The sequence below is a fragment of the Pseudoalteromonas simplex genome (assembly GCF_015278155.1).
Classification (GTDB): Bacteria; Pseudomonadota; Gammaproteobacteria; order Enterobacterales; family Alteromonadaceae; genus Pseudoalteromonas; species Pseudoalteromonas simplex.
In genome coordinates this window covers 230,491-255,478 of sequence record NZ_JADILN010000005.1, presented here as the reverse complement: position 1 = coordinate 255,478, position 24,988 = coordinate 230,491, and the positions used below count along the sequence as shown (strand labels likewise).

20 protein-coding genes and 1 pseudogene are annotated in these 24,988 nt (G+C 39.4%); 11 read left to right on the top strand and 10 right to left on the bottom strand.

The window, feature by feature from the left end; all coding sequences use genetic code 11:
* Nucleotides 1–32 precede the first annotated feature (32 nt).
* Both IRQ78_RS12705 and icd read left to right on the top strand, forming a co-directional pair.
* The gene (locus IRQ78_RS12705; protein WP_194442414.1) at nt 33–2,714 is read left to right on the top strand and encodes a 7TM diverse intracellular signaling domain-containing protein; all 2,682 of its coding nucleotides are present in this window, start codon (nt 33–35) and stop codon (nt 2,712–2,714) included.
* A gap of 92 nt (nt 2,715–2,806) precedes the next feature.
* On the top strand, nt 2,807–4,081 hold the full coding sequence (gene icd / locus IRQ78_RS12700) for an NADP-dependent isocitrate dehydrogenase (RefSeq protein ID WP_194442440.1): 1,275 nt from the start codon (nt 2,807–2,809) through the stop codon (nt 4,079–4,081).
* Here the strand turns inward: icd and IRQ78_RS12695 are convergent.
* Nucleotides 4,078–4,521 carry a hypothetical protein gene (locus tag IRQ78_RS12695; protein WP_138602318.1) on the bottom strand — a complete coding sequence of 148 codons (444 nt, stop codon included), beginning with the start codon at nt 4,519–4,521 and terminating at the stop codon, nt 4,078–4,080. The genes icd and IRQ78_RS12695 overlap by 4 nt on opposite strands.
* A gap of 111 nt (nt 4,522–4,632) precedes the next feature.
* The gene (locus IRQ78_RS12690) at nt 4,633–5,580 is read right to left on the bottom strand and encodes a LysR family transcriptional regulator (protein ID WP_194442413.1); all 948 of its coding nucleotides are present in this window, start codon (nt 5,578–5,580) and stop codon (nt 4,633–4,635) included.
* Nucleotides 5,581–5,685: 105 nt separating this feature from the next.
* Between IRQ78_RS12690 and aceK the strand changes: the two genes are divergently transcribed.
* The 4 genes from aceK to IRQ78_RS12670 are packed head-to-tail and all read left to right on the top strand — an operon-like array spanning nt 5,686 to nt 9,243.
* Nucleotides 5,686–7,515, top strand: coding sequence for a bifunctional isocitrate dehydrogenase kinase/phosphatase (gene aceK, locus IRQ78_RS12685; RefSeq protein WP_194442412.1), 1,830 nt, complete (start codon nt 5,686–5,688; stop codon nt 7,513–7,515).
* A 50-nt stretch (nt 7,516–7,565) separates the two neighbouring features.
* Nucleotides 7,566–7,958: a hypothetical protein gene (locus IRQ78_RS12680; RefSeq protein WP_054552935.1), complete on the top strand. Its 393-nt coding sequence runs from the start codon at nt 7,566–7,568 to the stop codon at nt 7,956–7,958.
* 8 nt (nt 7,959–7,966) lie between these two features.
* Nucleotides 7,967–8,929 (top strand): zinc-binding dehydrogenase, encoded by a 963-nt coding sequence (locus IRQ78_RS12675; protein ID WP_054552936.1) that lies wholly within the window; start codon nt 7,967–7,969, stop codon nt 8,927–8,929.
* A gap of 53 nt (nt 8,930–8,982) precedes the next feature.
* Complete coding sequence (locus IRQ78_RS12670) at nt 8,983–9,243, top strand: DUF2999 family protein (protein WP_054561248.1); 261 nt, start codon at nt 8,983–8,985, stop codon at nt 9,241–9,243.
* A gap of 58 nt (nt 9,244–9,301) precedes the next feature.
* On the opposite strand, the gene IRQ78_RS12665 is transcribed toward IRQ78_RS12670, so the two are convergent.
* From IRQ78_RS12665 to IRQ78_RS20755, 7 genes are all read right to left on the bottom strand, one after another.
* A complete protein-coding gene (locus IRQ78_RS12665) occupies nt 9,302–9,508 on the bottom strand; it encodes a helix-turn-helix transcriptional regulator (protein WP_054552938.1) in 207 nt (68 codons plus the stop codon).
* Entirely contained in the window at nt 9,509–9,967 is a 459-nt protein-coding gene (locus tag IRQ78_RS12660; RefSeq protein WP_194442411.1) for a hypothetical protein, read from the bottom strand.
* A 383-nt stretch (nt 9,968–10,350) separates the two neighbouring features.
* Nucleotides 10,351–11,472, bottom strand: a complete 1,122-nt coding sequence (locus tag IRQ78_RS12655; RefSeq protein WP_194442410.1) for an ABC transporter permease — start codon at nt 11,470–11,472, stop codon at nt 10,351–10,353.
* Between the two features lie 16 nt (nt 11,473–11,488).
* Complete coding sequence (locus IRQ78_RS12650; RefSeq protein WP_194442409.1) at nt 11,489–12,379, bottom strand: ABC transporter ATP-binding protein; 891 nt, start codon at nt 12,377–12,379, stop codon at nt 11,489–11,491.
* On the bottom strand, nt 12,376–13,284 hold the full coding sequence (locus tag IRQ78_RS12645; protein ID WP_194442408.1) for a transposase: 909 nt from the start codon (nt 13,282–13,284) through the stop codon (nt 12,376–12,378). The genes IRQ78_RS12650 and IRQ78_RS12645 overlap by 4 nt, the downstream gene beginning before the upstream one ends.
* On the bottom strand, nt 13,268–14,257 hold the full coding sequence (locus IRQ78_RS12640; protein ID WP_194442407.1) for a HEAT repeat domain-containing protein: 990 nt from the start codon (nt 14,255–14,257) through the stop codon (nt 13,268–13,270). Before IRQ78_RS12640 ends, IRQ78_RS12645 begins: the two co-directional genes overlap by 17 nt.
* Before the next feature lie 275 nt (nt 14,258–14,532).
* A complete protein-coding gene (locus tag IRQ78_RS20755) occupies nt 14,533–14,655 on the bottom strand; it encodes a hypothetical protein (protein ID WP_267237901.1) in 123 nt (40 codons plus the stop codon).
* Between the two features lie 237 nt (nt 14,656–14,892).
* Here IRQ78_RS20755 and IRQ78_RS20610 point away from each other — a divergent pair.
* Together IRQ78_RS20610 and IRQ78_RS12635 are read left to right on the top strand one after the other, a co-directional pair.
* Nucleotides 14,893–15,042, top strand: a pseudogene (locus IRQ78_RS20610) (signal peptidase I); the annotation flags it as partial.
* Between the two features lie 82 nt (nt 15,043–15,124).
* The gene (locus IRQ78_RS12635) at nt 15,125–15,940 is read left to right on the top strand and encodes a hypothetical protein (protein WP_228482622.1); all 816 of its coding nucleotides are present in this window, start codon (nt 15,125–15,127) and stop codon (nt 15,938–15,940) included.
* Between the two features lie 93 nt (nt 15,941–16,033).
* Here the strand turns inward: IRQ78_RS12635 and metG are convergent, their stop codons facing one another.
* Nucleotides 16,034–18,058, bottom strand: a complete 2,025-nt coding sequence (metG, locus tag IRQ78_RS12630) for a methionine--tRNA ligase (RefSeq protein WP_194442406.1) — start codon at nt 18,056–18,058, stop codon at nt 16,034–16,036.
* A 178-nt stretch (nt 18,059–18,236) separates the two neighbouring features.
* Between metG and apbC the strand changes: the two genes are divergently transcribed.
* The 3 genes from apbC to IRQ78_RS12615 all read left to right on the top strand — a co-directional run bounded on the left by apbC (nt 18,237) and on the right by IRQ78_RS12615 (nt 24,810).
* Nucleotides 18,237–19,316 carry an iron-sulfur cluster carrier protein ApbC gene (apbC, locus tag IRQ78_RS12625; RefSeq protein ID WP_194442405.1) on the top strand — a complete coding sequence of 360 codons (1,080 nt, stop codon included), beginning with the start codon at nt 18,237–18,239 and terminating at the stop codon, nt 19,314–19,316.
* Between the two features lie 319 nt (nt 19,317–19,635).
* A complete protein-coding gene (locus tag IRQ78_RS12620) occupies nt 19,636–21,780 on the top strand; it encodes a glycoside hydrolase family 16 protein (RefSeq protein ID WP_194442404.1) in 2,145 nt (714 codons plus the stop codon).
* A 78-nt stretch (nt 21,781–21,858) separates the two neighbouring features.
* Entirely contained in the window at nt 21,859–24,810 is a 2,952-nt protein-coding gene (locus tag IRQ78_RS12615) for a TonB-dependent receptor (protein ID WP_194442403.1), read from the top strand.
* The last annotated feature ends 178 nt before the right edge of the window (nt 24,811–24,988 follow it).

Sequence of the window (24,988 nt, the reverse complement as noted above, 5' to 3'; positions counted from 1 at the left end):
GCCATCTCCACACTGGTACAGGGGTTTTGTGAATGCGGTTTAAGCTGTATTTTAGTACTCTGCTGTTTTTGTTGTTATTAAGTGTTTCGGCTAATGCACAAGAGACGTTTGTCTACACCGATGCTGTGGCTGATCAAAATCTTCATGATGTCGGTGATGTGTTTACGGCGAACGATAATATGTTCCCGCAATCGGTGGCTGAAATTGATACTTGGCGAGCCAGCAAAAAGCCACAATCTCGAATAAGCTCGGTTGGTGGTAGTTATTGGTTAATTGTTGAAATTGAAAATCAAAGTGATATCGAAGATTTAGTGCTTTATCCGTATAACACCTTGGTTTCAAAAATAGAAAGCCGCATTTACGATATCACTGATCCAACAGCCCCCATACAGCACTTTGTAACGGGTGGTAAAGAGCCAAATCAGTTTGCATTCCACTATGGTAATCGTTTGTCTCTTGAGAAAGGCAAGCGCTATACGCTTATTACTTATTTTGAAAGTGACTACTTTTATACCCCTGCAAAGCTAGTATTAACGCCATACCAAGATTATTTTCAGAATATAACCGTTGAAAATATGGTCATGATGCTCTGCTTTGGGGTGGGTATTGCGCTTGGCTTATATAACTTATTAATTTATTTGGTTTCCCGTGATGTGACACATCTTTACTATGCATTATTTACTGCATCTTGGGTGTTTGCTTGGAGCCACTTTTTCCATATTTCGGATCAGCTATTTGGTTACTATAATCCTCACCTTCATTGGCTTGGCTTTGCGCTCACGCCATTAACCAATATTCTGTTTTACAACAACTTGCTTAAACTCAAAGAGACATTTCCAAAACTGGCGCAATTATCATTGATGGTGGGTGTGATCGCGACCTTGGGTATACCGTTTTGTATTTTATGGCCAAGCTTTGGTTTTTATTGGTCAACGTTAGTGACGGGCATTGCTTTATGTTTAGGCTTATATATAGGTATTCGCTGTATGCTTATTGGCTTTAAGCCAGCGCGATATTTTGTGCTTGCTTACATAGCCATGATGCTACCGAATATGGTAGGTAATTTAACTAATTTAGGCTTGCTGCCAGCAACCTCCATTAATTTATATTTATTGGGTTTGATAGGCACCGCTATGGACGCTATGTTGCTTGCGTTTGCTGTGGCCGATAAGTTTAGACTGCTTCACGATGACAACGTAGAGCTCAACAAAAATCTAGAAGAAAAAGTCCATTTAAGAACGTTGGAGCTTGAAGAACTCGCCTCAGAGCTTCGCGATGCAAATGAGGCTAAAAGCCGTTTCTTAGCGAATATCAGTCATGAAATTCGCACCCCAATGACGTCAATCATTGGTTATGCAGATGGCATTATGCTCGGGGATATTAAGCCCCATGAGCGCAACCATGGAATTGGGGTTATTTTGCAAAATAGTCGTCATGTTCTTGGATTAATTAACGATATCCTCGATATGTCGAAGATTGAAGCTAACAAGCTCGAAATTGATTTAGTCGAAACGGACTTGTTTGCCACGATTGCCAATATAGAGTCGCTCATTGGCAAGCAAATTCGCGATAAGGGCTTAAAGTTCAGTGTCGATTATCAGTTCCCATTACCAGACTACTTGATTACCGATCCGAGTCGATTAAGGCAAATCTTATTAAACTTAACAACCAATGCCCTTAAGTTCACGCAAGTGGGGCGTATAACCTTAACTGTGAGCTGTCACAACGATAAGTTGTCAATTAGTGTAAAAGATACTGGCATTGGTATGACTGAAAAAGAGCAGCAGTTGTTATTTAGTGCTTTTTATCAAGCTGATTCGAGTATTTCTAGGCAGTATGGTGGCACGGGTCTTGGTCTTAATATTTCAAAGAGCCTTGCGCAGAAATTGGATGGGGATATCAGCGTTAAAAGTAATGTCGGCTCTGGCAGTGAGTTTATTTTCACTATGTCGGTGTACACCACAGACAACACTCGTTGGCTCAATGATATGAGCGAAGTTAAACTTGTTGAAACCTCACCGTTTAGTAAGCTTGATGCGCCAGAGAACCTAAAGGGCAGGGTATTACTTGCCGAAGACCACCCAGACAACCGACGTTTAATTGCGCGAATATTAGAGCGTATGGGGCTGACAGTGACCACCGTTGAAAATGGTAAAGACGCAGTACAAGCAACCCTCGAAGACAGCTTTGACCTTATTTTGCTCGATATTCAAATGCCGATTATGGACGGCCAAGAAGCTTTAAAAATGATGCAAGCAACCGGAGTAAGCGTGCCTATCATTGCGCTAACAGCGAATACTATGAAGCATGAAGTGACGCGTTATATGAAGCAGGGCTTTAATGATTTGATTGCAAAACCAATCGATAGAAATGCCTTTAGTCATAAAATTGCCAGTTATTTAGAATGCGATGAGTTAGCAGATATAAAGTTGCCTGAAAAAGAGTTTCAGGCATTAAAAAATGATTATATAAAAGGGTTAGAGACACAGTACAAAGAAATGCTAGAACAATATAAAAAAATGGATTTAGAAGGGTTCAGCAAAAATGTGCATATGCTCAAAGGTGCAGCTAATATGTTTGAGTGTGAAATGCTGTATGTAAAAGCAGTGGCTGTCGATACGGCCTTAAAAGAGGATACTGTAACCTTGGATACCCAGTTAATTGGCTCATTATTTAATGCGATGGAAAATGAATTTACCAAGGTAACCCATTGATTGTTTGAATAGCGGCTATTTATTTGTAAGCACAGACAAATTAGCTATTTCTTGATATTAATATTGTTAAAACTCTTTGCTGAGAAGGCATGATGCAGTATCAACATATTTCAGTTCCCTCGAGCGGCGCGCAAATTACGATTGATAGTAAGGGCCAATGGCATATTCCTGATAACCCGGTTATTGCTTATATTGAAGGCGATGGTGTGGGTCAAGATATTAGCCCGGTGATGCGAGATATTGTCGATGCTGCGGTGAGTCATGCTTATCAAGGTGATAAACAAATACATTGGATGGAAGTGTTCAATGGCGAAAAAGCGGCAGCATTATACGACGGCGACTGGTTCCCGCAAGAAACCCTACATGCCGTTAGACAGTATAAAATTGCCATAAAAGGGCCGCTAACAACCCCCCTTGGCGGTGGTTTTCGCTCTTTAAATGTGGCTCTTCGTCATGAGATGGACTTATTCGTTAACATGCGGCCCATTCGCAGTTACCCGCATTTACCTTCTCCTTTAAAAGAGCCTGAAAAAACCCAAATCACAGTAATACGCGACAGCTCTGAAGACGTTTACTCGGGCATTGAGTGGCAGGCTGGCAGTATTGACAACGAACGTATGCTTGATTTCTTATGCCAAGAAATGGGTGTCACCCGACTTCGTTTTGATAACCAATGTGGCATTGGTATTAAAAATAGCTCGAAAGAGGCGGCAGAGCGACTAATGCGTTACGCCCTTAACTTTGCCCTTAAAGAGCACAGTGAATCACTGACGGTGGTGCACAAAGGCAATGTACTTAAATTTACCGATGGAGCCTTTAAACGTTGGGCATTTGCCCTTGCAGAGCAAGAGTTCAACGCTGAAGCGCATGAAAATGGTCGTTGGTTGGTGATCAAACGAGACGAACAAGATGATTTAATCATTAAAGAAGTGATTGCTGATAACATGCTACAACAAGCGCTGCTCACCCCAGAGCAATTTGATGTGGTGGTAACAACCAATCAAAACGGCGATTACTTAGCTGATATGCTAACCGCACAAGTTGGTGGGGTAGGTATTATGCCTGCGGCAAACTTAAATAATGAAGTGGCCTTTTTTGAACCGACTCATGGTACATTTAATCGCATCGCCGGGGAAGACAGTGCAAATCCAACAAGCAGTATTTTAAGCGCGGTCATGATGCTACGTTTTATGGGTTGGCACGAAGCGGCGAATAAAATAGAGAAAGCCCTAGAAGAGACGCTTACAGCAAATGAAATGACGTTTGATTTGGCTAACTTAGTAGCCGATGCGACGATGCTTAGTTGCAGTGATTTTGCAACAAGCATCATCGCGCGAATAAGTAACTCAAATAATGAACCATATTAAGCGGCATTGGCGCTTTTAACTGCGTAGACACATGGTTTACCTGTTAACTGTGCTGCACGTTGATAAATGTGCTCTGCACCTGGCTCATTGCTTGTCATGCCTGTTAATGTATCCATTAACGCAACCACTAAAATAGCTGGTACTTGGCAGCAGTATTCATCGAGCACCGCAGTTGTTGTTTGTGCATCAACATGGCAATGAGGGTGAGTACGTACTGTGCTATATGCTTTTAACAGTGTGTCTGCTTGTAAAACATCATCATCTTGATGTTTGGTTTTACGACATTGGCAACCAAACTCATCAACCATGGTTGCCAGTGTTTGGTAAATTTCTTCGCAAGCTAAATCGCTTTTTTTACAAAGCTGCTGCTCGATGAATGAATGTAATTGACCATTGATGTAAAGGCCGTCCTGTTGAGTGAATTGCGCTGAAGTTTCCATAATCATTTTCTCTTTGTTTATGTGCTTAACTTCACTCTAGCCCTTCACTCATTATTAATGAAATTGTTGTTTTCAATAACTGATATTGATTTTATCAATATTATGGTGTTTTTAGCGATCAGCCACAGTACTGGCAAAGGCGAGTAGCTCTCTGCGCAGCCATTGGTGCGGGTTTGCGTGATGTAGCAAAGGGCTCCATAACATTTTTACTTCAATAGGCACGATTTGAAATGGCACTGGACTTATTACCAAATCTGTGTGTTTTGCTAATAACATAGCTTGGCGACGAGGTAATGTAGCGATAAGTTTTGGTGATTGGCACAGCAAACTTGCCACCATGTAATGGCGGGTAAATACGCGAATATTGCGGGTTTGTTCTAATTGCCATAATGCCTCATCGACCCAGCCGAGTTTTTGGCTGCCTGATTTATTCGTTACTGCGGCTTCTACGCCCCAACCAGCCCGATTTACCCAAATGTGCTCTTGTGCAAGGTAGCCTTCGAGGTTTTGCTGTTGTAAGTAAGGGTTGCCTAGGTGTGTTAAGCAGCAGTAATTGTCTCGCCACACACTGGCTTGGTGGAATGAGCGGGGCAGGCCGTTAAAGCGGTTAATGGCAAGGTCGATGGTGCCTTTTTCCATATCTTGAAGGTTAACATCACTTGGGCTCAAAATATCAAAATTAAGCCCCGGGTTCTTTGCTAGCTGCTGGGTGATAAACGGCGCAATAAGCGTTGATTCAAGGTAGTCGTTTGCCATGATCCGAAACGTTATATTCGCGGTACTCGGGTCGAATACTTCACTTGGCTGAGTAATTTCTTCGGCCATTTTTAACAGTGATTCTATCTCTGGTTTAAGGCTGAGCGCTTTTGCTGTTGGCGTCATTGTGCCAGCGGCTCTCACTAACAATGGATCATCAAACAAATCTCGCAAACGCTTAAGGGCATTACTCATTGCAGGTTGAGTCAAAGCTAGCTTATTGGCGGCTTTAGACACACTTTGTTCGTCAATGAGAACATTTAAATACACTAATAGGTTGAGGTCGACGTGCCTAATATTCATTTGATCAATCTTATTTATTATCTTTATTAATTACCTAAATTAAAGCGCGCTTGCTATTGTGTGTAAACAAGGCGACTAAAATAATCAGCATAAGCGATAAAAATAATGCCACAGCAAAGTTCACATTTGGCTGTTAAATCACACAGCGAACAGTTAAATCAGGTCGTAGCGACTAAGCTTGCCCGTGCGGTGTATGCTGGCTTTGAGGCTATGTTTGCAGAGTTTTTAAATATAACTCTCGGTGCACAAAGTCGTTTTGAGCAGCGCCAGTGGCATCAAGTTCAAGGGGCTATGAAATCGCGATTGCAAGTTTACGAAGGGCAAGTAAAAAAGGTAAGCCAAGCGGTAAAAATTATTGCTTATAGCGAAGTAGACGACCCAGCGCTTTGGTTATTAGCCAAACAAATATACGCAGAAATGGTGCAAAGCCATGAAAACCAGCCCATTGCTCATACCTTTTTTAACTCAACCTTCGGTGCAATTTGGGACTCACGAAAAATCCGCAATGTACACTTGTTTGTACTAAAAGCACGATATCAACTGGGGCCAAGACCCTTTGATTCATTGGTTAGCCGCATTTCCCTGCAAAATGGCTTTGAAAGTGCGATTAGTAGCTTGATTAAACGCCATGTGTTTCGCTCACAATACGCTGATTTTACAGATGATGTTGCCATGTTACAGCGTACCTTGATTGCTGGAGCGAAACAACAATGCCCACAAGTTTATGAGCTGCTTGCTCTCAACGATGGCTATATTGAATACGCTAATTCATTGTTTTTTAGAAATAAAGCATGCTACATCATAGGTCGTTGTATTGCTAAAAATGGCGATAACATGCCATTTGCGATTGCGCTATTAAACAGTGAAAAAGGTCTTCACATTGATGCTGTGATGATGGGAGCTGATCAACTCAGCTTGTTGTTTGGCTTTGCGCGTACTTATTTTATGGTCGACACTGACCAACCCGCTCGTTACGTAGATTACCTCAGTGTCTTAATGCCTCATAAGCAACGTTTTGAGCTGTTTAATGCTATAGGCTTTATCAAACACGCAAAAACCGAGTTTTATCGTTATAAAGTTGATACCACCCGTAATAGCCCCGTTGACGATAAATACACACTTGCGCCGGGGACGCCGGGCATGGTGATGCTGGTATTTACCACCCCAGGCTCAGATTATGTCTACAAGGTAATAAAGGATAAATTTAGTGCGCCAAAAACGGCCACCAAACAACAAGTAATGGCCAAGTACGACTTTGTGAAACAAGCCGACCGAGTAGGCCGGCTAGTCGATACCCATGAATTTCGTTATTTAGCGTTTGATTTAAGCCGATTTAGTGATGAGCTTATACAAATAATGCAGCAGCAAATTGGTGACAGCCTTGTGATTTCGGGTAATGCACTTATTTTGCGCCATGTGTATGTAGAGCGCAAAATGACACCGCTTAATTTGTACATCAACGACTGTGATGAGCGTAAACTGCAGCAAGTGATGGTTGATTACGGTAAAGCAATAAAAGAGCTTGCGGGGGCCAATATCTTCCCCGGTGATATGCTGATGAAAAACTTTGGTGTAACTCGTTGGGGAAGAGTGGTGTTCTACGACTACGATGAAATTTGCCCGATGACAGAGTGCCAATTTCGAGAGCTGCCCAAAACCGAGGATTCATTAGATGAACTCAGTAGCGAAAGTTACTTTGATATCGCAGAAAATGACGTATTTCCGAGCCAGTTTAAAGTATTTTTTAGCGCCAATAAGCGGGCGTTTGATCATTTCAATGCTGCGCATCAAGATATTTTCACTGCCACGATGTGGCAGCAATTACAAACTGCGATAAACGATGGGCAATTGCTTGATGTTTATCCTTATAAGCAGTCTTGGCGCTTTTCGTCGATGAGAGCTCAAATGAAAAAATCTCAATCTATAACTGTTTAATAGGAACATAGTGTTAGCGTATGCTGTTCAAAAAAGCTAAGGAACGCACTATGAAAAACACACTGTTATTATCGAGTTTATTTATTTCTTCTATGGTAAGCGCCAATCCGTTATTAGGTAGCTGGCAATTTGTTGAAGGCAAATATGCAACCAATGACGGCTATGTGACGGCAAAAGCGCCAGAAATATCCTCAGTTAAACTGATTACACCTAGTCATTTTAGCTATATCACTCAAAAGCAAGGCAACTTTCATTATGCTGGTGGCGGCAAATATGTTTTGCAAGACCAGCAATTTATCGAAACTTTTTCCTATGGTAATGTACCTTCACTACTTGGTAAGACCATGGCATTTGATTACAAACTAGAAGGTGACTTGTGGCATCACACCTTGTATGAAAATGGCAAATTAGTCGAAGCTGAGATCTGGCAACGAATTAAATAGAAGGTGATATGCGTTATATTAAGCACGAAGATTCACAGTTACATTTTGCGCAAACAGAAAAACCAGTACTAAAAGATAACGAAGTTCTTATTGCTGTTGCAGCAATTGGCGTTAATCGGGCAGATTGTTTACAGCGACAAGGTAAATATCCTGCGCCCAAAGGTGACAGTGAAATTTTAGGGCTAGAATGCGCTGGTACCATTGTTGAGCAAGGTAGTGCAGTATCCGGTGACTGGCTGAATAAACGTGTTTTTACCTTATGCGCGGGCGGTGCTTACAGCGAGTATGTTGCCGTTGATGCTGCACAAGTGATGCCGTTACCAGATGAAATGACAATGGCAGAGGGCGCTGCTATCAGCGAAGTTTATTTAACGGCTTTTTCTGCCTTATTTCAATTTGGTCAGCTCAAAGCGGGGCAAACGGCACTGATCCATGCGGGAGCCAGTGGTGTCGGTGGGGCGGCAATTCAAATGGCAAAACGCGCGGGTGCTCAAGTAGTGATAACTGCAGGTAGCGATGAAAAGTGCGAACATGCCAAACAGCTTGGCGCAGACCACACCATTAATTATAAAACCACTGATTTTGTAGAGTACTTCAAAGCCAATAATTTACAGGCCAATACCATTGTTGATCCTGTCTCAGGACGCTATTTAAATAAAAATGCTGCCGTTGCAGCAATAGATTGCCAAATTGTGATGTTAGCCTTTTTAGATGCGCGCTTTGCTGAGGTTGACTTTGCAAGGCTGCTTAGCAAACGTATTTCCTTTCATGCATCAACTTTGCGTAACCGTTCAATTGAATTTAAACGTGATTTAAAAGAGCAGTTTATTTCGCGTTTTTATGATGACTTGGCCAACGGGTTGTTCGATTGCAATATCTATAAAACCTTAAATTGGCAAGAAGCGAATGAGGCTCACCGTATTTTAGATAACAACGAAAACTCGGGAAAAGTGGTGATGTTAGTTGAATAACATCAATTTGCCCATATTATTGGTTTTATTAGTAGTTAAAAGTAAAGGTTAATATGAACCCTATTATTGCAATGCTCAAAGAGCACAATGTAAGTGACGAGAAAGTGCGTGAGCTGTTTCAAGCGTTTATGGAAAACCCAATGATGGCAATGGGTCTGGTCCAACAGTTAGGTATCCCACCAGAAAAGCTTCAACAATTGATGGCATTAGTGATGACACAGCCACACCTTATTAAAGAAGCGGCTGAATCAGTGGGTATCAGTGATGATGAAGTTGAACAAGCCAAAGCGCAGTTCAAAAATCAGCAGTCATAAAATTAAATGATACGAATTTAAAAAAGGTTAGCTCTTTGGCTAACCTTTTTTGTTGGTCCTATTGATACGAAAACACATCGTCCAGTTTTTTATCAAACAATTGAGCAATCTTAAAAGCCACCTCGAGCGACGGTGAGTATTTACCTTTTTCAATCGCTACTATGGTTTGCCTTGAAACTCCAACAGCCTCTGCCAATGCTTGCTGAGTCATTTCATTGTGATGAAATCGAAGTTCCCGAATGGTATTACTGAGCTGTTTTGTCATCTAGCTGTCTCTTCGATATAAATACGCTTTGCTGGCAATAGTAATAATTTCACTGACTAAAAAACCAATAATAAGAAAGTGCATAATATTATATAGATCTGAGACCTCAGGTAACAGCATGCGTCCAGATACGCGCTCAATTTGCGTCGCTAAAAATACACATATTAAGATAGTTGCAGAGCAAAACCAGTGACCAAGCTTGGTGCTTTTTAGCTCAATGAGCTTGTCGCGCTCATCATCTCCTAAGTCTGCTTCTTTGTGTTTAATACCAGCAAGCACAGATTGCATAATGATCTCTAAGATCACCGCAACTACAACAACCTTATACAAATAAGACACCATGGTCTCTTGGCTTAGAGCCCCCACGGCTTGTAGTGAATTAATACCTAACAGGTAATAGCTTAAAAGGCCTATGGTTACCACCAAGGTGCCCCAAATTGTCATTTCTTTGTAGCTCATTTTCTTCCACCCTATGTAAAAAATATTTGACTTGGTGTTAAGTAAACTACTCATTACTTGCTGTGTCAAATATTTTTAACATAATGTATGGTATTTTTATCATTGACGCATTTCGTTACATTTAGTTAAGAACTAATTTGTACCGCTCAGACTCCTAATGACACAAACAATAAATAAGGAACGAATATGAACTTGAGACATGGTCTCTGACAAAATTATTCACTTAATCATATAATATATAAGGAAATGATAATACTTGGTATATGTCCTATGAGAGTCAGTGAGTTAAACTGAATAAGTAATTTTAACTAACTAGTATTTAATTATGGAAGTTATTTAAAAAGAGTGTTCAGCTGAAATGTCGCGGAACACTCGAACTTAAATCAAATAAACTTTAATCTCCTGTAAGTTATCTTTCTTACCCAAAAAATCGATATTAACTGTACAGTACTAGCTGCAAGTAAATAGTACCAATTAAAGTCACTGGACATGATTTTACTTGGTAGAGCAAATATGTAAGTTAGAGGAAAAAAGGTAAAAATGATATAATAAACACTTGCTACATAGTCTGAAATCGAGTAAATGATACCGAAAGCTGCCATTGGAAATAAGACCGCTGCATTTTTTATTGAAATTGACGACTTATCAATTAAAACACTAATTAATGCATACATGTAGCACCAGAATATAAAGCCCAATGAAAATGATATAAATAAAGGAAGAGCCTTGTCAGTAATAAATATAAGAAGCTCTTCTTGAGTAAACTTAATTGTTTCAGTAAAATCAAGGGCTATTACTGCAAAGCTAAAATAGAGTATTAGACCTTTAACTGCAATCCCCAAAGCAGCTAGGACTTTTCCATCTATCCATTCATTTACTTTTAATGTAGACATATACATTTCAGTAATTTTTTCTTCTTTCTCCATAGTTATAGCTTGTAGTAGCAGGGAGAATGCACTCAAAACGCTTATACAAACAAGAAACATAAACACCGTAGTCATTACTTTCATGTTTGAAAAATCGCGACCTAAATCATTGAAGTACTCTATTTTGAAACCAGACTTTATTTGCTTATATTCTTCACTGGATAGTGAAAATTGATTGGGGATGAAATGATCTGATAAAAGCGAAGCAATATGTGTAATGAAGTTTTTTGCATCAACTTCAGAGAGTGAGAATACGTTTAATGTTAGCTCTTCACAATCTATGCACTGTGTGATGTAGGCATCTATTTTTTTTGATTTCAAAAGCTCTTTTAAGTAACTTTCATTGCTTGAATGTACTAAGTCTCTTATTTGATGCGATTTCGAAACTAACAACAACTCTGCTTGATTTTGGTTTTTTATAAGAATTCCAACCCTTATAGGTGTTTTATCTTGAATTGAATCTACAGTCCATACCCTTAAAAATAGTACTATAGCAATTATGAAAACACTAATAATATCCGCCTTAATATTAAGGTTTGACATAAACTCAAACTTTGCTAATGCTATTGCTCTATCCATGACTAAAGTCCTTATTTTAAGAGTTTGAAGTGGCGTTAATATATTGCTCTCTTAAATTCATGAAATCACCATAATAGACCTGAATTTTTTGCTTACACCAAGAGTCGAATAGTTGGGACTTTTCTTCATAACTTAATTTACTCTCAATTAAATTATAAACATTATTCCTCATTGGAAAGCGCTGTAAAAAACTTAACTCAGTAGTATCTTCACGTAATCGAACTGATAAACGCTGCTCATTAGTATCATTAGTAATATTGAAAAACTCTAACTCTCCTTCTTTCATAAGGTAAATTTCACTACATATTCTCTCTACTAGCTCTAACTGATGGGCACTTATAATTATAAGTGCGCCGTTTTTACGCCTTTCTTCTATTAAGTTTATTACCAACTCCTGGTTACTTGGATCAAGCCCTGAAAATGGCTCATCAAAAACAATCAATGAAGGTTCATGTAATAAACAACACGCAAGCTGCAATTTTTGTTTATTGCCTTTAGACAGTTCCTTTATTCTGGTATTTTTGTAATCTAGAAGTTTTACTTTAACTAACCATTTTTCTATCAACTCTTTACTTTCAATGCCTTTATTACCTCTTAACTCAGTCCAAAGCTTAATTACTTCATAGACCTTACCAACTGATGGTAAACTTCTTTCTTCAGGTAAAAAACCAACCTCAAATTTTGATTTTACTTGTTGTCCATTTATAGATAGCATTAAATGACCATCGTATTCACCATCAATTTTAGCGATTACTCTTAATAAAGTTGACTTTCCAGCACCATTAACCCCAACTATTCCAATTATTGCCCCTTCCTCATTTTCTATTTTTAAATTTATATTGTTTAAAACATTTTTTTTATTATAACTTTTTCTTAAATTTTTTAACTCAAGTCTTGACTTTTTCATAATAACTTCTCCAGTTCTTTTATTTTTATAGCTATATTTTTTTGTATGAATTTTGAAGGGGTGTTGAGGTTTTTTTTATAGTAAGATAATAGTTCATTAATTGAGTTAAATGATTTTCCGATAGCATGTATGGCATTTAATCTAACTCTGTCTACAATGTGGTTTTTTGCGATGTGCTCAATAATATCGATACTATTCTCATCACCCATAAGTACAGAAATGTCAAACAATGATTTTGTTCCATTATTGTTTATTATGGATTTTATTGTTCCTTTTTCTATATCAAATGAATATTGATCAAGTAATGGGTTTATTAAAGAGTTCTCCATTACGTTTATGGAAATGGAATATTCATCTGCAGGAAGTTGATTGTGAACATCTTTGTGTGCTCGATATAGCATGATTTTCCCTTCGCTTAAGTTTGTACGCTCTGTAAACTTAAGTTCAACATTCTCACCAGGGTATCCAATCACATCCGAATATTCATATTCATAATAATCACTCCAATACCCACTACCTAAGTAACCAATTGTTAAAAAATTGAAGTTGTGATCATGCGGCTTATGATAGAAAAATGCATCTTCACCATTTATTTGTGTAAGATAGTCATCCTTCGATGGCCATATGTTTGCCCTTACAAAATAGTTAGTACCAGGCGTTGGTGGATGTAGCATTATTACTTGAGATGAATATGTATTTTCTTCTTGATAATGCTTATAGTTTTTTAAACCTTCAGCAATAAATTCAGCTAAAAACAATTTATTATTAGAAAGTTTTTTTAAATCTGGAGCTATAGATATTAATGAGTTTTCATTTGATGCATCTAATTTTTTTTTGCTCAGGCACTCAATGAAATCACTCAAGTCTATTTTCTCATTATCATCGCACTTAATTTTTATAGGCATAATCATCTCCATAAAATTCAGATAAACACTTAGTTGCTGCATCTCTTATTTGTGGGCTTGGATCATTGAGGAATTCTTTAAATATTTCTTCTGCCTCTTCTTTATTTATTAAAAATATCTCTCTTGCAGCCTGCCATCTAATATAAAGATTTTCACTATCAAGGAGGGGGGTTAATATTTTTGTGGTATTTTTAAATTTTAGCATTCTTAATATTATTGAAGCTACTTGAATTCGCGAAGTATTATTGTCAGCATGCACAACACCTAAAATTTCATTAGTTTTAACGCAGTATTGTGGTTTAACTAGCATGGTTTTTTTCTTGTTGGTGATGCTCATAAATAATGAGGAAGTGTTACAATTAGAGAATGTTAAACCATCTTTACCTTTATTTATTTCAATTACCTCCCCGGTTTTGTACTCCCTTTCAATTACTTTACCTTCAAATTTTTCAGGAGCACCAACTTCATCATTAAACTTTTCATTTAGTGTATACTTTTTATATTTTCCACTTCCTTTTAAACATAATATTACACTGTCAGTTGGATGGATTGATATTCCTTTAACTCCTTTTTTAAGTTTATGCGCTTTAAGGTTGAACTTATCTAATGAAAAAATTATTACCTCTATTTCATCTCCGTTGAATAGCATGAACCCTGTCGTTGTTCCATCATGATTTGAACGTAAAGGTGGAGAAAATGCTTCGATTTTAGTTAGTGATGAAATCTCAATGTTTATTCTGCTAACCAGTTTATGAAGTTCATTTTTTTTAATTTTTTCGATGTAATGAGTATATATATATCTAAAATTTTTATTTGTTTTTTTAATTTCTTTGTCAAGGTCTCTTAAAGAGGGTAAAAGTGTTGAAGCTCTTACTTCATCGGAGAAATGGCTGTATTCATTTAAGAATGAAATTAACACTTCCCTGTTGTTAGGGTCAGAAATTAAATCTCTGTATTTATATAGATTTTTCATTTTCTATCCTTGAAATTATATTATTTATTTTTATTTGAAATTTATTATCATTAACTTTATTAAATGTTTATTGCTCTACTAAATTTTACTTCATTCAATTTTAGTAGAGCAATTTCTGTTTAGACTTTATTTATCCAAACTCCAATAGCTATTCCAAGGCCTGCACATGGTACTCCTCCAACTTCAGTATAGCCAGTGCAATGCGATAGTCCGGCTTCTTCTCTTAAAGTAGGTATGCTAAACATTTTAATCTCCTTTTTAGTCTATAAAATCACTTATTTTATTTTTGGCCCTGCACCCACAACGATCGCTACTATGATCGTTACTGGCTCTAAAACGCCGTCAATTTTAGTCGCATTTGAGGGCTCGTTATTAAGTAATAATAATTCTTTTTTCATGGTAACTCCTTATACTCTTCTTTTGGTTTAAATTATAAACTGACATTATTTTATTTTTATAAAATAATTATTCAGCAATTTTATTTAAGTTCCTGTTTTTGTGTTTGTCAAATTTAAATAATAAAACCATACTTATTTCTTGTTTTTAAATAGTGTAAAACTTTTTAATTGGTTTGTTTTTATTTTATTAACTTATGTTTTTATTATCTTGGTATTCAGGAGTAAAACTTTGATATGGAGGGTAAAACTGACTCACGAGTGATTGGGCTAGTGCCTCGCAGTGAGTTATTAGGCAAAGCTAAAAGAGTCATAGTGTCATTTGATTATGATGATTATTACTTACCTCGAAAAGAGCGACTCCTGCATGATTTGTACTTAGAACCCTAGATAAAAATCGTACAAAATTGGCAATTTATAATTTTATGTTTCAATATTAACGACATAAAAATAATAAGCCAAAAGGTAAAGTATGATAAATGATAAGTTTGCGAGATTAATTAGATGCTATTTATTACTCGTCTTTTCAATTAGCCTAGTTGCATGTGGTTCGAGCTCAAAAAACGAATCTACAAAAGTTGATGACACTAACAGCTCAACACCGGATACAGGTGTTGAGCTTGTCGATAACAGTGGTAGTGCTGACTATAAAATTATTATTTATGGCAATAGCCATAGTGCTAGATTAGGGGATTTGCTTGAACAGCTTATTTCCAGTGAGTTAACCAACGCTCAAGTTTCAACGCTTACCGTCAGTGGTCGTTTTTTAGATGAAATAGTGAACACATCGGGCAATGTTGAAAAGCTACAGCAAGCCAATTGGAGCCATGCTATTTTTCAAGGTCAAAAGTATTCTCAGTCTGGCTCTGTTAATTATTCTACAAATGAGGCTGAGCGATTAATTGCCAGTGCAAAAGAGCTGGAAATTACACCTATTTTGTTTCCTGAGCATCCGCAAAGAGGTGATAGCAAAGAAGGGGAGCTTGTTTATCAATTGCATTTGTCGATTAGCGAAAAAGAGGCAAGCTGTGTTGCACCAATCGGCTTAGTTTGGGACAAAGCAATCGCCGCATTACCCGAGCTTAATTTTTACAGCGCAGATGGAAATCATGCTTCAGATGCAGGGCACTTACTGACCGCGATGACTTTTTATGAAGTTATAACAGGTGAGCTTGCAGATACCCTAGCTTACAACGCTGCTTTTGCGATTACCGAACAACAACACCAGCAGTTTGGGCAAATAATTACTCAAGTACTGACTGAATATCCTGCATGCCCCAGCTATTAAGCTAACAACATTAATCTAAAGCATTCATTAAATACAAAAAAACCGTTGTGTCTGAAACACAACGGTTCTTTATATTAACTAGCAATTGTGTAATTACATTACACGCATGCCAGGCTCTGAGCCTTCATCAGGGTTAAGAATATAAATTTCTTTACCGCCAGGGCCTGCTGCTAATACCATGCCCTCAGACATACCAAAACGCATCTTACGAGGCTTAAGGTTTGCTACCATTACCGTTAGCTTGCCTTCGATGTCTTCTGGTGCATACGCCGATTTAATACCTGCGAATACTTGGCGCGTTTCGCCACCTAAATCTAAAGTTAGTTTTAATAACTTATCTGCGCCTTCAACGTGTTCTGCTTTAGCAATTTTTGCTACGCGTAAATCAACTTTCGCAAAATCATCAAATTCGATTTCTGGGCTGATAGGTTCTTTTGCTAGTGGGCTATTTGGATCAATCTTGTCTTTTTCAGCAACTAGACTTTCTTTTGACTCTTCAATCATTTTGTTTACTTTATCCATTTCAACACGTTGCATTAACGGTTTGAACTTATTAATTGCGTGACCAACCAGCGCTGTTTGCGCGCCTTGCCATGTTAAACCGTCGTTTAAGAAGGCTTCAACGTTTGCAGCCATACCAGGTAGAACAGGTTTTAAGTAGGTGATAAGTACACGGAACATATTTAAACCAAGTGAGCATACATCGTGTGCTTCTTGTTGTTTTGTTTCGTCTTTAATTAACACCCATGGCGCTTTAGCGTCGATGAATTGGTTTGCTTTATCAGCAAGGGCCATGATTTCACGAATTGCACGGCTGTAATCACGGTTTTCGTAGTGATTTGCAATGCTTGCAGAAGCCGCTTGGAACTCACCTAATAGCGCTTCGTCCATTACGGTGTCGCTAAGCTTGCCGTCAAACTTCTTGGTGATGAAGCTTGCACAACGACTTGCGATATTAACCACTTTACCTACTAAGTCTGAGTTTACACGTAGTGCAAAGTCTTCAAGGTTTAAATCAAGGTCAGTGATGCCGTTGTTTAGTTTTGCTGCGTAGTAATAACGAAGATACTCAGGATCTAGGTTATCAAGGTAAGTGCGCGCCTTAACAAAAGTGCCTTTTGATTTAGACATCTTCGCGCCATTCACAGTTACAAAACCATGGGCAAATACATTTGTTGGCTTTCTGAATTTTGCGCCATCTAACATTGCAGGCCAGAATAAGCTGTGGAAATAGATGATATCTTTACCAATGAAGTGGTAAAGCTCTGCATCTGAGTCTTCGCGCCAGAATGTATCAAAATCAATCCCTTTTTTATCACACAGGTTTTTAAAGCTTGCCATGTAGCCGATTGGTGCATCGAGCCACACGTAGAAATATTTACCCGGTGCACCAGGGATTTCAAAACCAAAGTAAGGTGCGTCACGGCTGATATCCCACTGCTGTAGGCCATCTGCAAACCATTCATCAAGCTTGTTCGCCATTTCTTGTTGAATCGTGCCTGAGTGTAACCACTCTTTAAGCATGTCTTCAAAAGCAGGTAGGTCGAAGAAGTAATGCTCAGAATCTTTTAAAATTGGCTCAGCACCCGACATTACAGAGCGTGGGTTAATAAGCTCAGTTGGGCTGTAAGTTGCACCACAAGAATCACAGCTGTCACCGTTTTGATCTTCTGACTTACACGTTGGGCAAGTACCTGTTACAAAACGATCTGGTAAGAAGATACCTTTCTCTGGGTCGAAAAGTTGAGAAATAGTATGCTTTTTAATGTGACCTGCTTCATTTAAACGGTTGTAGATTAACTCGCTGAAATGACGGTTTTCTTCACTGTGCGTGCTGTGATAGTTATCAAACTCAATGTTGAAATCAGCAAAGTCACGTTGACGTTCAACACTCACGTTTTTAACCATCTCTTCTGGCGAGATCCCTTGCTTTTGCGCATTAAGCATAATTGGTGTGCCGTGAGCATCATCCGCGCAAACGTAATAAGTTTCATGACCTTGTTGTTTTTGGAAACGCGCCCAAATATCAGTTTGGATATATTCTAGTAAATGACCTAAGTGAGTCGGGCCATTGGCATAAGGTAATGCGCTAGTAATCAGGATCTTTCGCTGTGCCATAATCATTCCGAGTTGAGATTAGTTCGATGCAAATATGCTCGAATATCATTATTTAATTCATTGTGAGTTGCTTATATGCAACCTAAAGCAATGATATTATCTAATTGTCTGGTTTTAATGCCTTGAATGTTACATAATTCCGCAGCACTTTTCATCAAAGAAACGCTAATTTATTGCTATGTTTGGACTGTCAAAACTATTCTCAAGTAAATCGGCTGAAAAAGCACCTATCATTGCTGCCTTAGCCGCTTATCGTAGTAGCGCATTTGCCATTGGTATTGAGCAAGATTGGCTCGAAGAGCTTAATCAAAACAGCGATAAAAGCTGGCAAGTCAAATTAAACCTCCCTTTTGCAGGCTTGGGCGAAATCAACGACATTGAAAAATTTGTCGCCGATAAACTATCAGTGCCTGTGTCAATTAGCGCTAAAGTGAAATTACCAAGCACATTTAGTTTTAAGCAAATCAAACATATTGTGCTCGTTGCTTCAGGAAAGGGGGGCGTTGGAAAGTCAACCACAGCAGTGAATCTTGCCTCGGCTTTAGAGCAAGAGGGTGCCATAGTGGGTATTCTCGATGCCGATATTTATGGCCCATCTATTCCACTGCTTCTTGGCCTACAAGGGGCTGAGCCGAAAACAGCCGATAATAAAAACTTACTTCCTTTTGAGGCGCATAACCTCAAAGCGCAATCGATTGGCTTTTTAGTACCAAGCGATGATGCAACCGTTTGGCGCGGACCAATGGCATCAGGTGCACTTAATCAATTAATGAACGAAACCGCTTGGGGAGAGCTTGATTATCTCATCGTTGATATGCCTCCAGGCACGGGTGATATTCAATTAACCATGAGCCAAAAAGTGCCAGCCAGTGGTGCGGTGATCATCACCACGCCTCAAGATTTAGCCCTAGCCGATGCACAAAAGGGCATTGCCATGTTCAATAAAGTGAACGTGCCTGTGCTTGGCTTAATTGAAAACATGAGCTACTTCTTATGTGGTCATTGTGGTGAGCCTAATCATGTATTCGGTAAAGATGGTGCCGTAAAATTAGCACATCGTCATGGTGTGCCTGTGCTGGCAAATATTCCACTGGCCATTGAAATTCGTGAAAGCTCGGAGCAGGGCGATTTAATTGCCAAAGACAACGCGGCTCAAATAAGCGAAACCTACAAAACCGCTGCCCGTGTACTTGCCAGTAGCTTGTATTATCAACAGGCGCACACAAGCGCAGTTGAAATAGTCATTACTGAAGATTGATTGTTGCAAAGATTTTGTTAATGGATTTTTCTTATTAACAAAATCTTGGGTGGTTCTTTATCATTAACTTTGCTCTTAAACCCCTCTTTTAGCCTTATGTAGCCTACATTTTCGTTAAATATATCTAAAAACAAAATCGCCACAAGTGTTAATATTTTATTGACGTTTTAATAACCTTGTCATAGTCTAATGAAAGCGCTTACATTTACGGGGCTTTTTATTTGCCTTTAAATGTAAGCGCTTACAATTGACTGGTTAGAATAATATTCATATAAATCAGTTGAGTACTAACAAACACATAATGTTAGGGTTCAATGCAATGAACAGATTCAAAACACACTTAACACAACTTACAATGGCGCTTTCAGTAGCGACATTAGCTGGCTGCGGCGGCTCTGCCACAGATACGAAAATTGATACTGTCAACCCAACTGAGCCTGTTTCAGACTGGGTGATGGTTTGGGAAGATAATTTTGATGGCGATGCTATCGATGACAAAAAATGGAGTTTCGAAATAAACTGTGTGGGTGGCGGTAATAACGAAAAACAATGTTATACCGACAGTGAAGAAAACGCCTTTATTGCAGACGGTATTCTTAATATCGTTGCATTGCCTGCAGAAGACGGTGCTGATAAGCCTTATACCTCTGCGCGTATTAATACTCGTTACAAAGCTGATTTTAAATATGGTCGCTTTGAAGTACGAGCAAAGCTGCCTAGTGGGCAAGGTTCTTGGCCTGCGTTTTGGATGATGCCTACCGATGAAGTTTATGGTGGATGGCCTCGTTCAGGAGAAATCGACATTGTTGAGTCGGTTAATTTAAAAGTACCAACCGATGACGGTGTAGAGTCAAATATCTACGGCACGTTACATTACGGCCAAGAGTGGCCAAATAATGATAGCAGTGGCAAAGCTTATACCTTCGCGCAAGATTCTAATCCTGCTGATGACTTTCATACTTATGCTATCGAGTGGCAAGAGGGGGAAATTCGTTGGTACGTAGATGATTATTTATATGCTACACAGCGCCAATCAGAAGTGCTTTATGATGCGGAGGGCAATGAGATTGCACTTAAGCACAGAGGCTGGTATTCAGAGTACTTTGATCAAACAACCGGAGAGTTAACAACTTTCTGGGATGCATCTCCTTACGATCAAGAATTTTATTTAATCCTGAACTTCGCAGTGGGTGGTGATTGGCCTGAAAACGTTAATGCAACCGGTATTGATGCAACTGTATTCGAAAATGGTCAAACTTTTGAAGTGGATTATGTTCGTGTTTATGAGTGTGCGCAAGACCCTGATACAGGTAAAGGTTGTGAAACCGTGCGCCCGGGTTACGACAACTTAGACGATGCACTTGTGCAAGGCAAAGCTCCGGCTCCAACACCACCAAGTGATGGCACGGTAACGCCGCTTACTATTTTTGATAGTAGCTTTAACCCTAACTGGCCTGCATGGGATTGTTGCGGTGAATCAACACCTGCGCTTGTTGAAGATGCAGAGCGTGGTAATGTAGTTGAGTTTGTTGTAGGTGCAAAGCCTACAGTAAATGGCTTTATTAGCCGTGATCTCTTTATTACCGATGAAAATGGTGAAGCGTCTCCTTATGACGCCAGCGCTATGTTAGAAGATGGTTTTGTGCGTTTTGATATGCAAGTGACTTCATTACCTTCTACTCCAGATGCACCTTGGCTTTTCAAAATTGAAAGTGATGAAGGCAAGACAGCCGTTGAACTAAACCTAAGTGCTAGCACTGAAGGTGTTAGCCCAGTTGCTGGTGAATGGCAAACTTATACTTTCCCACTGCAAACATTAGCTGATGCGGGTTTAAATGTATCGCTGATTGATGTGATCATGATTTTCCCTGCGTGGGGTCAAGGTGATGGTGCTGTTTATCGTGTGGATAATGTAGAGATCACAAATGATGCACCTCCTGCAACATTAACTCTTTTTGCTGACGAGATGAATCTTGATTGGCCACTTTGGAACTGTTGTGGTGATTTAGCACCTATTGAGGCCGTCGATGATGAGCAACATGGTTTGACTGCTGAATTTTCGATTGGACCAAAACCAACCGTTGTTGGCTTTAACAACCGTACTACATCAGGCGGCAGTGGCAGTCAATTTGATGCATCATCTTTAATTGATGAGGGTGTATTGCAATTTGAGATGAAGATCACCTCTTTATCATCAACACCGGATGCAGCTTGGTTTGTTAAAGTAGAATCTAGTGGTGGCCCTGATAATGGTGGTACTGCAGTTGAAGTTAACCTTAATACCAGCATAGAAGGTGTTGACCCTGTTGCAGGTGAGTGGCAAACCTATACTTTTACGGTCAATTCATTGTTACAAGCCGGTTTAGACATAAGTTCAATTGATGTCATCATGGTATTTCCTGCGTGGAGTCAAGGTGAGGGAGCTGTGTTCCGTATTGATAATGCAGTTATTTCAAACCCGTAATTAACATTGGCAACAAGTGATGGGTGCTGAATACGGCACTCAGTATCCATGACAACATATTGCAAAAGCAGGTAAATCATGAAAAGCACAAAATTTATTAAAACACCTCTTGCAGCGTCAGTTGCGATGATCTTAACTGCAGGGCTGGGCACTATGTCTGCTTATGCACAAGATGAACAAGAGAAAGCTGATAACGATATTGAAGTTATCGAAATTAAAGGTATTCGTGGCAGTATGATCCGCGCCATGGATATGAAACGTGATGCAACAGGTGTTGTAGATGCGATTTCAGCAGAAGAGATGGGTAAATTCCCAGATACTAACTTAGCTGAATCATTACAACGTATTACCGGTGTATCAGTGAGTCGTTCTAACGGCGAAGGTAGCGAAATTACGGTACGTGGTTTTGGTCCTGAGTTTAACCTCGTAATGCTGAATGGCCGTCAAATGCCAGGTACGGGTTACACCCGTTCTTACGCCCTTGAGAATATTGCCGCTGACGGTGTCAGTGCACTTGAAGTAGCGAAATCAGGGCAAGCAGATGTACCAAGTGGTGGTCTAGGTGCTACGGTAAATATTATTACTACGCGCCCATTAAATAGCCCTGGCGAGAAATTTAGCTCGTCTATTAAGGCTATTCACGATTCATCTAATGAGGCCGGTGATGATGTAACCCCAGAGTTTTCTGCAATGTACAGCAATACTTATGTTGATGATACATTTGGTTTTGCGGCATCATTCTCACATCAAGAACGTGATTTTCAACAGCAAAACGCCAATATTCAAGGTTGGCAAGCCAATGTTGATTTACCGACCCTTGATGAAGCTGACTACATTGACCCTCGTGCAGTCGATAGCGAAGGCAACCGTGTCGGTAATCATTTCTTTCCGAAAGACATGAACTACAGCATTGCTGATGTTGAACGTGAGCGCACTAATGGCCAATTAACTTTACAGTACTCGCCAATTGAAAGCTTCACTGCAACGGTTGATTACACGGCGAGTCGTGCAATCACCGGTGTGAATACCGTGGGTTGGGGTATTTGGAATGAGTTTGGCAGTAACATTAACAGCTATGAGCTTGATGAAAATGGTACAGCGATTTATGCCGATATCAGTGGTAATGATGGTTCATTCACAGCAAGCCGTGGCACTACTGAAGTTAAAGCACGTTCAATTGGTTTAAACCTAGAGTGGCAAATTAACGATGAGTGGGAAGTTGAGTTCGATTATCACGATTCGAAAAACGAAACAGATAACGGCGCAGATGATGGCTTAGGTTCTGATGGTCAAATCATTCTTGGCTCAGATCAGTTACAGAGCAAAGTATATGATTATCGCACTGGTGAAGTTCCGCATGCCTACGTTAATTGGAACAATGGCACTACGGTGCTTGATCCAAGTGAGATTGATTCAAACTTCAGTCAGTTTATTTACTCGCCTGGTGAGTCTAATGTTGAGCAAGCTCAGCTTCATGCAACCTGGTTTAATGAAAGCTTTGAAATTCCACTTGTTAAAGTGAAATTCGGTGCTGCCAATACTAAGCAAACTATGGGCGGTTTTACTGCATGGAGTGGCTTACGTGGCGGCCCTGGTTTTAACCCATCATTCACCGAAATCTTCCCTGATGGCATGTTCACTTATAATGATACAGGCGACATGCTAGATCAATTCTCTGGTGGTGGTAGTGCCCTTGAACCAAATTACTATTACACCTATAGCTTTGAAGAAGCGTTAGCGCGTCAACTTGCTTATTTGAATGAAGACTTATTGGGTGATAATCAATACTCAATTGATCCATTCTTTGATGGTATCGACAGTGAAAGCTACGCAGAAGAGAAAACGCAAAGCTTCTATGTGAACAGCTTATGGGAGTTTGAATTATCTGATTACTTCGTACAGATTAACGCAGGTCTTCGTTATGAAGAAACGGATGTGACCAGTACGGTTCGTCAACGTGTTGAAAGCCAAGTTAACTGGGTGAGTGCATCTGAGTGGATCATGCAGTACGAAACTGGCGGTACAGATAACTTTTATCAAGAAGAAGGTAACTATGATATCTGGTTGCCGAACATCGACGTAAAAGTTGAAATTACAGACGAGCTTGTTGGTCGTGTTTCATGGGGTAAAACCATGGCACGTGCGCCGCTGGGTAATTTGGCTGGTGGCCGTAGCTTAACGGGTAGCCCGAAACCAGGTTCGCGTACAGGTAGCCAAGGTAATACTGATCTATTGCCATTTGAATCAACTAACCTCGATTTATCACTTGAGTACTACTACGGCGAAGGTAGCTACGCGTCGGTTGGTTACTTCAAAAAAGACGTAGATAACTTTATTCAAACGCAAATAACTGAAACAACCATTGATGGTTTATACGATATCTTAAATGGTCCTCGTTACCTTGAAGCTGTGGCATCTGTAGAAGCTCGTGGTGAGCAAGCTACAAGTGACGCTGTGTTCAATGAAATGCTGGCATTAGGTTATGGTAATGCGGATGGTGCTATTGAACCAACGAGTTCTGATCCACTGATGGTATGGAATATTTCTCAACCACAAAACACGGATAGTAAATCAGTTGATGGCTTTGAACTAGCTGTTCAACACTTATTTGGTGAAAGCGGCTTTGGTTTAGGGGTTAATGCTACGTTTGTTGATGGTGATGTTGAATTTGATGTAGCAAGTTTGACTCAACAAGCTCCTTTATCTGGCTTAAGTGACTCAGCTAACTTCCAAGCTTTTTACGATAAAGATGGTTTATCTGTGAAAGTGACTTACGCATGGCGTGACTCTTACTTAATTGGTGTTGGTCAAGCACAAGGCTCATCTGATGCGCCGCCACAATTTGGCGATACATATGGTCAGTGGGACTTGAGTGTTAACTACGACATTAACGAAAACATGACTGTTTTCTTTGAAGGTATAAACCTTAACAACGAAACTGAGCGTGGCTATGGCCGTTACGAAGAGCAGTTCTTATTTGCTCGTCAATATGGACCACGTTACACAATCGGTGCCCGTTATAGCTTTTAATATGTGATCTCAAAAGGAACAAAAGCCGCTCGTTGAGCGGCTTTTTATTATCTATTTTAATTAATTAATAATTATTGAAGCAACGCACAGTTGATTTGTGTAATATATGCCTCACTAAGTCCACTATAATTAGCTTTTCGTAGACGCAAAAGGTTTGTGTTTTTTGTTAAAGTTATCG

Bases quoted from the DNA above. Each gene is read 5' to 3' on its own strand.
- IRQ78_RS12705 (WP_194442414.1), top strand. From the start codon at position 33: ATGCGGTTTAAGCTGTATTTTAGTACTCTGCTGTTTTTGTTGTTATTA.
- icd (WP_194442440.1), top strand. From the start codon at position 2,807: ATGCAGTATCAACATATTTCAGTTCCCTCGAGCGGCGCGCAAATTACG.
- IRQ78_RS12695 (WP_138602318.1), bottom strand. From the start codon at position 4,521: ATGGAAACTTCAGCGCAATTCACTCAACAGGACGGCCTTTACATCAAT.
- IRQ78_RS12690 (WP_194442413.1), bottom strand. From the start codon at position 5,580: ATGAATATTAGGCACGTCGACCTCAACCTATTAGTGTATTTAAATGTT.
- aceK (WP_194442412.1), top strand. From the start codon at position 5,686: ATGCCACAGCAAAGTTCACATTTGGCTGTTAAATCACACAGCGAACAG.
- IRQ78_RS12680 (WP_054552935.1), top strand. From the start codon at position 7,566: ATGAAAAACACACTGTTATTATCGAGTTTATTTATTTCTTCTATGGTA.
- IRQ78_RS12675 (WP_054552936.1), top strand. From the start codon at position 7,967: ATGCGTTATATTAAGCACGAAGATTCACAGTTACATTTTGCGCAAACA.
- IRQ78_RS12670 (WP_054561248.1), top strand. From the start codon at position 8,983: ATGAACCCTATTATTGCAATGCTCAAAGAGCACAATGTAAGTGACGAG.
- IRQ78_RS12665 (WP_054552938.1), bottom strand. From the start codon at position 9,508: ATGACAAAACAGCTCAGTAATACCATTCGGGAACTTCGATTTCATCAC.
- IRQ78_RS12660 (WP_194442411.1), bottom strand. From the start codon at position 9,967: ATGAGCTACAAAGAAATGACAATTTGGGGCACCTTGGTGGTAACCATA.
- IRQ78_RS12655 (WP_194442410.1), bottom strand. From the start codon at position 11,472: ATGGATAGAGCAATAGCATTAGCAAAGTTTGAGTTTATGTCAAACCTT.
- IRQ78_RS12650 (WP_194442409.1), bottom strand. From the start codon at position 12,379: ATGAAAAAGTCAAGACTTGAGTTAAAAAATTTAAGAAAAAGTTATAAT.
- IRQ78_RS12645 (WP_194442408.1), bottom strand. From the start codon at position 13,284: ATGCCTATAAAAATTAAGTGCGATGATAATGAGAAAATAGACTTGAGT.
- IRQ78_RS12640 (WP_194442407.1), bottom strand. From the start codon at position 14,257: ATGAAAAATCTATATAAATACAGAGATTTAATTTCTGACCCTAACAAC.
- IRQ78_RS20755 (WP_267237901.1), bottom strand. From the start codon at position 14,655: ATGAAAAAAGAATTATTATTACTTAATAACGAGCCCTCAAATGCGACT.
- IRQ78_RS12635 (WP_228482622.1), top strand. From the start codon at position 15,125: ATGATAAATGATAAGTTTGCGAGATTAATTAGATGCTATTTATTACTC.
- metG (WP_194442406.1), bottom strand. From the start codon at position 18,058: ATGGCACAGCGAAAGATCCTGATTACTAGCGCATTACCTTATGCCAAT.
- apbC (WP_194442405.1), top strand. From the start codon at position 18,237: ATGTTTGGACTGTCAAAACTATTCTCAAGTAAATCGGCTGAAAAAGCA.
- IRQ78_RS12620 (WP_194442404.1), top strand. From the start codon at position 19,636: ATGAACAGATTCAAAACACACTTAACACAACTTACAATGGCGCTTTCA.
- IRQ78_RS12615 (WP_194442403.1), top strand. From the start codon at position 21,859: ATGAAAAGCACAAAATTTATTAAAACACCTCTTGCAGCGTCAGTTGCG.